This window comes from Bacteroidota bacterium, assembly GCA_039821555.1.
Lineage (GTDB): Bacteria > Bacteroidota > Rhodothermia > Rhodothermales > Rubricoccaceae > JBCBEX01.
This window is the reverse complement of record JBCBNX010000029.1, coordinates 24,465-34,717: the sequence shown is the minus strand read 5'-3', so window position 1 is coordinate 34,717 and position 10,253 is coordinate 24,465. Positions and strand designations below refer to the sequence as shown.

Sequence of the window (10,253 nt, the reverse complement as noted above, 5' to 3'; positions counted from 1 at the left end):
GGCATGGAGGTGTGGGGGCAGGTGAGCGGGGGTGCGTGCACCCTGCTCTCGCAACTAAGCTCCCGGAGATGGTATGACCGTTCCCGTACGAAGTGGGCTGGCTCAGTCGTGGACCCGGGTCTTTCTGTAGGTTTAGACCGGGTCCAAATTTCTTCACGTTGGGACCTAGTGGTCGATATGGACGGTTGTAAACCTGCAACCATCCACACCAATCTTACTCTAAACGACCATGGCCATTCAGTCACAGTGCACCGCCTGCGCACACCTCAACCGCACCGCCTCCAACGCCTCGTGCAGCGCGTTCCCGGAGGGCATTCCGACCGACATCCTTCGGAACGAACACGATCACCGGGACGCCTACCCGGGCGACCATGGTGTACGCTTCGAACTGGCGGTCATCCCTGCCGACGTCGAGGTCAAGGTCGCGTAAGCGGCGTCGTTGCACCCCACGCGAGCGCGCGTCCGAGCACTTAGCCCGGGCGCGCGCTTTGTGTTGAGCCCGATCGCCGCTGCTGAAAGTGTCGAGGCGAGTCGTTCGGAGACGGCGAGCCGGGGCGCACAGACCGACGCCTCCATGTGCGAGACCTGATGGCCAGCGCAACGCCACGCTATCGGCCGTAGAATCGCCAGCGGCTCTGCGTGCGCTCATTCAGAGAGGGTGGCATCAGCTCGTGCAAAAAGCTCGCAGCTCCCTCTAGGTCGAGGACATCGGGGACCTGGTCGAGGCCGTACCGAAGAAAGTCCAAGGGGTCGAGGCTGGCAACCGTCCACTCGCCGTCGGACTGAGCGTCGTTCTCGAAGAGCCAAGACGCATAGTCGCCAAGAAGTGTGAACACCTGCGGCCAGGTATCGAAGAGCGCCTGGACGAGTCCCAGGTCGGCGTGCGCATCCTCGACCACTGTGAGCGAGATCGCAGCCATATCGTCGCCTTCGATGGAGAAGCTGGGCATGAGATCCGCGAGGGGGCCGACAAGGCTGTGAGCAGTGCCGACGCGGACGAACGCGTGGGCTTCGGGAAAGAGTGTCGGGAGCGCTTCGGTGAGGAGCAAGGCCAACGTGAATGCGAGGCGGTCTGGATCAGGAGGAGGCGTCGCGTTCCCCTCCGGCGTAAAGGTGAGCCGGAGCACCCGAGCTTGGTCATAGCGCCGCGCAGGGGTCGCGTTCGGCCCATTCAGCGCGGTATACGAGTAGGAAGCCTGGGCGAGATGAATGCCGTCTCTGAACGCAAAGAAGCCGGGCGTCTCAATCTCGACAACGGCTTCTGCAAGGATCGCCCGAGCCGTCCACCCGAGGCCCAGTGCGCGCGTGTCGTCGGCATCGCGCAGCGCTCGGAGCGGTCCGACGTCGATGCGTAGGTCAGGACGGTAGGTGGCACGGTCGGTGCCAGCACGATGGTGCAAGCGCACCACCCCGGCGGCTTCGTCGACGGCGTCCACTTGGTAGGGCTTGCCGCCAAACACGTGAATTTGCCCAGGAAGCACGCGCTGGTAAAGTTGGTCCCGAGGGATGTGCCCGAGGGTGGTTGCCCCTGCCACCAGTGTGAACGAGCGCCGCCAGGAAAGGACTGCATGGCTGCGAAGGCGGGCATCCAGGCTGAAAAAGGCGACCTCCTCAAAGCGCTCGACGTCGGCGTCAAACTCGTCGCGGACCTCGACATGCAGCACACCAAGCGCCCCTACGTCGAGGCCTAGGGCTTCGTCGAACAGGGCGAGAAGGCGATCCTCTGTGGGGCCTGTCGGTTGACGTGCCTGGTTCAATACAGCCTCGACATCTGGTTCGGCCATGGGTGCCGCGATGAGGCGCTCAAGTAAGGCGTAGGCGACCACAAGCCCCGTCCGCTCCGTGGGGCGAGGTGTCAGGGCAGAGAAGGGAGCCCGCATGAAATAGCCGACGTGGGCCGCGAAGTACTCTCGAAGCAGCGATGGCGGGCTCACCACGTGGACGAGCGCGGCGTCAGTTCCTTGGGCGAGGGCGCGCCGCAGCGTCGCTGGCGGATTATGAACCCCATCACGGGCAATGACGACCGGGCGCGGAGCCGGATGCAGGGTGTCCGCCGCCGTGGGATACCAGGCGAGGCGGGCAGTCGCCGTGCCGGTGAGCTCGTGAGCGGACAACGGCCCGTCGGGCAGCAGCCCACCGAGATGCCGGTCGACCTCAGCGATTTCCTCAGCGACGGGGACCGTCTCCTGCTCCACCAGGCGGATCGCCTCGACGCCAGCCGCCCAGGCAGGGAGAGCCAGAACGGGTTCGGTGCCGAGGAACGTCGGTGTCGAGAGCAGGGCTCGTTGAAGAGGGGGGCCGTCGAGACGCCACAGAATAGCGTGAGCAGGAACCACGGGAGTTGGTCGAGCCAAGGTGCGCTCTTCCGGCGTGAACGGAAGGACGCGCCGGAGGCTTGCTTCGAGCTCCGGGCCGCGCTCCTCGGCCAACGCGATCACCTGAAGCGTGCGGCGTTGCTTGGCGGCTCGGTCATGCAGGACGTGGAGCAGCGCACCTGTCGCCATGAGGTCAGGCGTGATGAGGCGCACGGTATCGAAAAGCACCACGGTGGCGAGCGCATCGAACCAGGGCGCATCGAGCACCCCGGGGTTCAGGAGGGCTTCGGGCGTTGCCACAACCACATGCGGGGGATCTGCCTCGCGGCGGACCGCATCGAGCGTGGCTACGATCCACCCAAGGCCGTCGCCGTAGAGCCGATGGAGCCAATCGCCTGCCCACCGTAGAGGCTCCGGCGTCTGGTCTTCCGGTGCGTCAAGCGTGTCCGGGGAAACGAGCAGGAGGACGCGTTCACCGCCGACTAGGTCGCGCTGGAGCGTGGCAAAGAGGACGGGGGACAGGTCATACGCAGCATTCTCGTTGATGAGCACGTCGCGGCGTTCCCAAAGGACGCGCAACGTCTCCGCATGGGCTGCGGTGAGCGCAGGGTATGCTTCGGTTAGTACCTGCCAGACAACCGCAGCTTCGCCAGAAAGTGGGGATGATGCGCTGGGCGGAGCAGCGGGAGGGACGTCAACCGAGAGGCTGGACGAAAGCACCCGCTCCGGCCAAATCGACAGGTATTGCTCCCACAACGCCTCTAAATCGACATCCTCGTCAGCGCCAGGTTCAGGGGCCTCTTCGACGCGGTCAGATTTGCGAGGACCGCCGAGGTACCACGCCGTTTCTACGAGCACGAGTAGGGTCAGCGCCATCAGACCGGGTACAACACCCGGGAGCGGGGCGACCGTCACATCAACGAGGACGGCTAGGAGCGCGAGGACGGAAACAGCCACACCCGCCCATACGACAAGACGGGGATATTCCCATCGACTGGCCAGGACAACGCGTCCAGCGCTACCGACGAGCACGTCGTGGGGTGAAGGAACCTCGCGTTCATAAGCCAGACTCGGCGTGGGCGGCTCCTGGGCATCGCCCCGTTCGACGGCGGCCTTTGCTTGCGAGCGACGAGCCAGGCGTTGGAGCAGCCGGTGGACGCCCATCAAGAAGAGCTTCGCCAGTAAAAACAGCGCGACGGCAATCCAGCCAAAGAGGAGGTGCGTGGCCTCAGCAGTGGGCGCAAGGACAGCACCGCCCTCCTCAAGCAAGCTGCGCAGCCCACGCAGGGCACGCTCGATTTCCCGACCCACCTCGCTCGTTTCCAGACGACGGAGCAGGAGGAGCGCCTCGCCAACAAACACGAGCGCCAGCAGCGGCGACCACCCCTGCAGATGCCGGTCCTCCCGTTTCCGGTTGATACGCCAAAGCAGTACCCACACGAGGCCGTAGGCGAGGCCAACGTAGAGGAGAGCGCGGACGACCATAGTGCGGGGCTGGATTGAACGAGCAGCAGAAGGTAGGGGGCTCAGCCACCACTACGTAGGACCTTCGCGTGAACGGGTGCCTGGGGCAAGGAACCGGAGCGGGCCGCACCAGACAGCGCAGCCGACGTGCCAGTTTGCAGACGCATGTCCTGCGCAGCGCAGAGGCACGCTACTCCGCATCGAGGGTAAGAGCGGCCAAGCCCACAAGCCCGGGCGCTGCGAGCTCGTGTTCGCTTCGGTTCACCAGAAGACGGACAGGTGGACTTGACAGGCCAGGATGGTGCGTCAGTTGATAGACGGTGTTGCGATAGGGGGGGGACGCCAGGTCGAGGCGGTCGCCGGGGCTGGATGCGAACTGAGCCGGTGTAGTTGCCGACACAGAGGTACGTTGGGCGCGGTCACGAAGCGCAGTGGCGAGCTTAAGGTGATGCTGAAGCTGCGTGGCATGGTGACGTAGGCGGAGGCGCTGTTGCCCGGAGTCGCGCTCTGCGGCGCGCAGCGCACGCACACGCTGACGGGCCGCACGAAGCTCGCACCCTTGTGCGAGGCGGTCTTTGCGGAGACGATAGCGAGACTGCACCGAAGCGAACGCTTCCTTGGCGCCGTGTGCCGCCGCGCGCCAGGTCCGCCGCAGCTTCATCCAGCGCCCAACCAACACCCCAAGCGCCGGAGCGATGCCTGCACAGAGCAACCCACCGAGCCACCATGCTCGCTCTTGTGCAAAAGGCACGGTCGACGTGAGCGATTCAGCTAGGTAGGGCAACGCGAAGAGCACAGCGCCTACGAAGACCCACAGGCCCACTACCCGTCCGAGCGGGCGGCTGTAGAGGCGTGGGGCGACCGCTTCGGCCCAGGTCTGCTCGTTCCAGTCTGCCGAGTTGGAGGGAACGACGGCGGAGAACAGGGTGCGTTGCTTGGCATCCAACGCGTCAGACTCGGCGCGCGCAAGCGTTTCGATGGGCTGCGTCAGGCGGTGCGGCTGCGGAACCGGAAACTGCGCGGCGTCGGACCGGACGCATGCGGCAATGTGGGCGTTGGCTTCCGCCTCCGTCGCGCGGAGGTCGGTGCCTACCGAGTTTGCCCAGGAGTCCCACCGCAAATCGTCCGTGCCTCGAACGGGACCCACCCGCATCCACCGATCCACTTCCTCGAAGCGTCCTCGCACGTCGAGCGCACGGGTGCACCCGCAGTCGGGGTCCCGTACCAACGGCACCGTGTCCACAAGGGGCTCGTCGAGGCGCTGACGGACGTCGCGGTGCGCGCGCTCCAAACGCTGCTGGTATAGCTCGGCCGCCGCTGCCAGCCCAGACTCGTCGATGTCGACGGTGGCGGCGTAGCGCTGACGACGTCTTACCAACTCGGGGCGATGCCCCAACTCGGCAAAGGCCACGATGGCATACGCGAGGTGCAGCAGGCTCCGTTGCAGCGCTGGGACGGGCTGACGCGTAAGGCGGAGGCGCACCACTGTCGTGTGGGTGGCGACGGCCTCCATGCTGAGCAGGCGGCGAGCGCCCAGACGCAATGCCGCCGCTGGATCGAACGCCTGCCAAGATGCCACGGTCTCCAGGGCGTCTAGGTCTTCGGCAAAGCGGTCCCGCAAGGCCTCACGAGGACGCTGGCGTACGAAACGACTCCGCTGCCCTTGCGAGGCTCCGGTCTCCTGCGGCTCGACGAGGTGCAAAGCCGCTTCCGTAGCATCCAGCACAGCCGTCCGAGCCGCGTCGAACTCGGCGCGCAGCTCTGGGGTGAGCGTGGCGAGGCGTTGGTCGAGACGAACGCCCGGTGGTCGCTCCGGTACCGTCCAGTGCTCGGCGATGGCTTCTACTTCAGTCGCGTCCAGCAGGGCAGGGTGCTCGGCTACGATGGCGTTGAGCGCAGCCCGCTGCGGAGCGTCAAGTACGTCGTCGATGTTGCGATCAACGCGTGCCATCCCAAAGGTGTCGAGTTTCCAGCGTAGGCGGGCGGCTGGGTCGGTTGGGACGCCACGGTGGTCGCGTTCGAGCCCATCGAGCGTGATCGCGACCGTTCGGTTCGGTTTGAGTCCGCGCGACGCGAGTGGTTCGAGAACGAGCCGACGGAGGCGGTCCAACTGATCCGTGAGCGCGCTGCCGTCGAGAGGGTCTCCTCCCCTCGGAAGGTCGAGCAGCGGGAGCAGCATCCAGGGACCTACCTGGTGGCGAGTCAGGTGCGTCCGTACATCGTCCGCGGTGCGCCCTAGCTCGGCATCCGATAACTGGCGTAGCACACCGCCATGGATCCAGGCCAACGTCCCGGCTGCACGTGGGCGGTACAGCACAAGCTCGGCGACGCCCAGTCCGGGCAGTCCACCGTGTAGATCGAGGACGAGGGTGTGCATGGGTGGAGCGGAGTCGTCTAAACCGTACTGCTATGCCGTCGTGTGCAGACTGCAGAGGCGCACGCGGACGCGCAGCGTATCGGCTGCACTCACGAAAGGGACGGCACCATGAGCGGCCAATACATCAGGACGAGGACCGTGAGCCAGATCAAGTGCCCGATGCCAACGCCCATCGCCACGCGTTTGGCTGCGCTCGCGTCGCCGACGCTGACCTTCTTCCAGGCCGGACGCGTAATCGCGTAGTGTGCGCCGAGGGCGACGAGGAGCAGCGTGACGCTCGTGTGATAGGGCCATTTGGCGATGTTGTAGTTGATGGCTGTACCCGGCCACATCTCCGCGATGATGATGTTCGCCGTTCCGAAGATGAAGGTCAGAAGGATGAAGAGCCCGACCTGGCTGATGGACTTCCCAACGTCTTTGGCGAGCGCCGAGCGTGCTTCGCCGGAGACCGCCATGACGCTCCGTGCCTGGCCCGCCAGACGCAGCGCCAGCCCAAACCACGCGGCCGCCGTGGCAATGTGCGCGATAACCAGGATGTATTTGACAAGGAGCATGGTAAGGTGATTAGCTAAGCAGACTTAGTGACGTAGGACGACTGGTCGGACTGGGGGTACAAAGCGATTCTGGTGCTCCTGACGGTGGACTCAGTACGGCTTGCACTATCCATGCAGCACCTGTAGCACCGTCCATACAGCAAGGACTTATCCCCGCAGCGCTTCCAGCTTCGCATTGATGACGCTGTCCCAACGCGAGCGCACGGCCGAGCGCTCATCGGCGTTCTGGTAGGCCGACGACTCTTCGCGCAGCTTGTCGAGGAGGTTGGCGGCGCTCTGGCCTGCCGTGTTGGCCTTCGTAGGCCCGTAGGCGTAGAGGAAGTAGCCTTCGATCTCGTCGAGCAAGTCGCGGAGGAGGTCGGCGCTCTGCTCGGGGAGGCGCTCGTCGGCGGGGTCGGCCTGCGGATAGGCTAGCACGGCGTCGAGCAGGCTTGGCGTGCCTTCGAGACCAGGCACGGCCTTCGCGCCTGCATAGAACGCGTGCCGGGCGATGGTCTGCGGCTGCGTCATCGGGTACTGCTGGCGGTCGCGAGCACGGGCATCGTCCGCCTTTTCCAAGGCTTGATCCACGATGGCCGGGTTGAAGAGCAGCGCGCCATGCAATTCGTGGAGTTGCCCCAATACGGGCTCACCGTGGATGCGGACGAGCTGCGGCCCGGCCGTGCCGGAGAACTCCCACACCTCGCGCCCGTCCTCGCGGACGACCTTGAAGAGCCCGTGCGCGAGCCCCCGCAAGAGCGCCGCGTCGATGCGCTGCATGTCCTGCGCGTGGAACGCCTCGTTGAGATCAGGGAGGTAGGCCGGGAGGTGCCAGCGCTTGTCGAGGTGCGGCGTCACGGAGCGCACGTCGGCCTGCCCGGTGAGCTTGCGGATGCGTTCCTGGTAGGCGCGGAAGTAGGCCCCGGCGGCGCGGCCTTCGTCGCGGTCCCCGGCGGAGAATTTTGGGAAGTCCTGCGCCGTGAGGCCGTAGAGCGATTGATAGCGCACCACCTCGCGGCGGGAGAACGCGGGGTCCTCCACGCGGCCCTCGCCGAGCCACTCTTCGCGCTGGTCCTCGTGGAGAGTTTCGAGCGACTCGGGGTGGAGGCCCCAGAACTTGATGCGCGCCGTGCCCGGCGCTTCGGGCACGAAAGGCCTGGCGAGGTTGTCAAGCCGTTTGAGTTGGTCGCCCATGTAGGCGTCTTCGTGAGTCGCCTCGCCTGCGTCCTTCATGGATTGCGCCTCCCGACGCAGCGCCTCCATCACGTTGAGGTCGAGGCGGTCCACCTTGCCGAGCTGCGCGCGGCACCACGCGACGACGTCCTGCCGGAACTGCGCCTCCGTCGTCGCCGCCCCCTGTGCCTCGGTGCGCTCACCCAGCCGGGCTGCGACGAAGCGGCGGTACTGCCCCAGGAAGATCTCGCGCGCGATTTCCTCCGGCAGCATGGTGCCGACGAATTGTAGCCGGATGTCCTCCCACAGCGCCTCCTTGGCCGCCTCCGTAGCCAGCACAAACCGCTTCGTCGGGTCGGCAACGCGCTCGTGCTCGGCGGCGCGCTGGTTGCGCTCGCGCAGGAGTGCGTTGCGCGTCTCGCGGAGGTTCTTGAAGTAGCGCTCCCACTCGCTGAGCATCGCCTGGAGCGCGCGCAGCGTCTCGCGAAGGACGAGCTCCGTGAGCCGGTCTTTGTAGTAGCGCTGGAGTGATCGCTTCTGCCGCGTGGCCTTGTCGCGGTACTCCTCCACGAAATCCTTGAAGCGGTTGTCCAGGAGTCGCCGCAGCATGCCCTGGTCGAGCGCCGTGCGCACGCGGTCCTCGGGCGACTCGATCACGTCTTCGGTTTCGGGGTCGTCGTAGGACTCGCGATAGCGGTCGAGGCCCGCCTTGCGCTGCTCGTTCTCGGGGCCGAGCGTGCGGAGGCGGTCTTCGAGGAGCAGCGTCGTCTCGTAGAGTACCATGCGGACCGACACCGGGTGCAGCGCCTCGGGAGAGCGCAGCATCCACGTGTTGAGGCGGTACGCCTGCCCGCCCGCGCCGCTGGGCTCGTCGTAGTCGCGCAGCAGGATCTGGTTCGTGAGGAAGACCTTGTTCTCGTCGATGGCCTTCTTGACGCGCTCGCCGAGCGCCCACAGCGCCTCCTCGACGTCCTGCACGTGGTCGGCGGCCAGCGCCCGCTCGCTCAGCTCCTCGTCGATGAGTTCGGCCTGCGCCGCGAGTTGCGCGACCTCGGCGTCCTCGCTGATCCGCTTCTCGATCTCGTCGTCGATGGACTGGAGAAACGACTGCGCGAGGGGCGTCGTCGGGCGGCCCTGCTTGTCTTGGAGGCGCGTCTGCGCGAAGGCCTGCCGGAAGAAGGGCTGCGGGTTCTCGTCGGAGGCGTACGAGGACAGCAGTTGCGGGTAGCGTTCTCCGATCTTCGGCCGCGTGCGCGCCACGCCGGCTTGCAGGTCGCGCTCATACTGCCGCAACTCCTGCTCGAAGTCGTCGTCGAGCTTGAGCCAGGCGTCGGAGAGGTTGTCCGTGCTCCAGCGCAGGGCGCAGTACTGCACGAGGTCGTCGTACGGGTACGTCAGCGTCGCTACGCCCGCGCCGCCGTAGCGCGCCCGTCCTTCCGACTCGATCAAGCTCAGGATGCGGTTGTCCTCGACCGAGAAGGCATCCGCCGCGATGGGCGTGAAGAGCTGGACGTAGAGCGTCTTGATGACCTGATCGATGTAGTTGCCGAAGCCGCCGAGGTTTTCGCCCGCCGTGTTCTCGTAGTCGTAGAGGAAGCTGAAGCGGTAGGGGAGGTGCTCGTCCGTGAGCGCGAGGCTCGGGCGGCCCATCAGGTCCGTCTGCCCAGGGCGGTACTCAAGCTCGATGGTGACGCCCTCGTTCTTGATGATGGCGTCGAGTTCCTTCATCGACGCATAGGTGTTCGCGCGGACGTTCTCCCACTCCGTTGCGTCGAGCGTGTTGGAGAGCACAAGCGTGTCGGGGAGGATGAAGGCGCCCCGCACGAGGACGTTCTTCTTGCCGAAGCGGCGGTCGAGGAGTTCGCGGAGGTAGAGCGCCGTCTGGAGAAAGATGCCTGCCCCGGTGCCGCCCGCGAGCGTGCAGCAAATCATCACGCGGACGGCCGAGATGGAGTCTTCGCCGGTGGCGCGGAAGACCTCGCCGATCTGGCTCTGGAGCGCCGTCAGCTTCCCGTTCTCCATCGCGGCGCGGTAGGCGAGGCGTGACACCTGGCGCACCTGCCCGGCGCCGTCGGTGAGGAGCTTGCGCCGGAGCTCGCGGTCCTCGTCCTGGAACCAGTCGCGGACGTGCTCCTCGGCGTGGTAGAGGTACTGCCCGACCGTCCAATTCGTGCTCGTCTGCGTCACGCGCCCTTTGAGGTGGCGCAGCTGCTTAATGTCGTTGACGTTGGTGTCGAACGCGTGGACGGCGATGCGCGACCGGCGCTCGGGCGGGATCATGCCGTAGACGCGGTCGACGATGCTCGACCCGACGCCGCCGAGGCCGATGAGGAGCGTGGGGACTTCGTGCATAGCCAACGAGGAAGAGGTGCTTGGGAGGTCTACTCCAAC

5 protein-coding genes are annotated in these 10,253 nt (G+C 66.0%); 1 reads left to right on the top strand and 4 read right to left on the bottom strand.

All coding sequences use genetic code 11. The features are described 5' to 3' along the window. Positions 1-229 precede the first annotated feature (229 nt). Positions 230-430, top strand: a complete 201-nt coding sequence (locus AAFU51_17975; GenBank protein MEO1573142.1) for a hypothetical protein — start codon at positions 230-232, stop codon at positions 428-430. A gap of 178 nt (positions 431-608) precedes the next feature. On the opposite strand, the gene AAFU51_17970 is transcribed toward AAFU51_17975, so the two are convergent. The 4 genes from AAFU51_17970 to AAFU51_17955 form a co-directional block, all read right to left on the bottom strand. Then, positions 609-3,800, bottom strand: coding sequence for a hypothetical protein (locus AAFU51_17970; GenBank protein ID MEO1573141.1), 3,192 nt, complete (start codon positions 3,798-3,800; stop codon positions 609-611). Positions 3,801-3,969: 169 nt separating this feature from the next. Next, positions 3,970-6,156, bottom strand: coding sequence for a hypothetical protein (locus AAFU51_17965; protein MEO1573140.1), 2,187 nt, complete (start codon positions 6,154-6,156; stop codon positions 3,970-3,972). A gap of 89 nt (positions 6,157-6,245) precedes the next feature. Then, the gene (locus AAFU51_17960; protein ID MEO1573139.1) at positions 6,246-6,710 is read right to left on the bottom strand and encodes a hypothetical protein; all 465 of its coding nucleotides are present in this window, start codon (positions 6,708-6,710) and stop codon (positions 6,246-6,248) included. 147 nt (positions 6,711-6,857) lie between these two features. Then, positions 6,858-10,214, bottom strand: coding sequence for a tubulin-like doman-containing protein (locus tag AAFU51_17955; GenBank protein ID MEO1573138.1), 3,357 nt, complete (start codon positions 10,212-10,214; stop codon positions 6,858-6,860). Positions 10,215-10,253: the final 39 nt, after the last annotated feature.

Bases quoted from the DNA above. Each gene is read 5' to 3' on its own strand.
- AAFU51_17975 (MEO1573142.1), top strand. From the start codon at position 230: ATGGCCATTCAGTCACAGTGCACCGCCTGCGCACACCTCAACCGCACC.
- AAFU51_17970 (MEO1573141.1), bottom strand. From the start codon at position 3,800: ATGGTCGTCCGCGCTCTCCTCTACGTTGGCCTCGCCTACGGCCTCGTG.
- AAFU51_17965 (MEO1573140.1), bottom strand. From the start codon at position 6,156: ATGCACACCCTCGTCCTCGATCTACACGGTGGACTGCCCGGACTGGGC.
- AAFU51_17960 (MEO1573139.1), bottom strand. From the start codon at position 6,710: ATGCTCCTTGTCAAATACATCCTGGTTATCGCGCACATTGCCACGGCG.
- AAFU51_17955 (MEO1573138.1), bottom strand. From the start codon at position 10,214: ATGCACGAAGTCCCCACGCTCCTCATCGGCCTCGGCGGCGTCGGGTCG.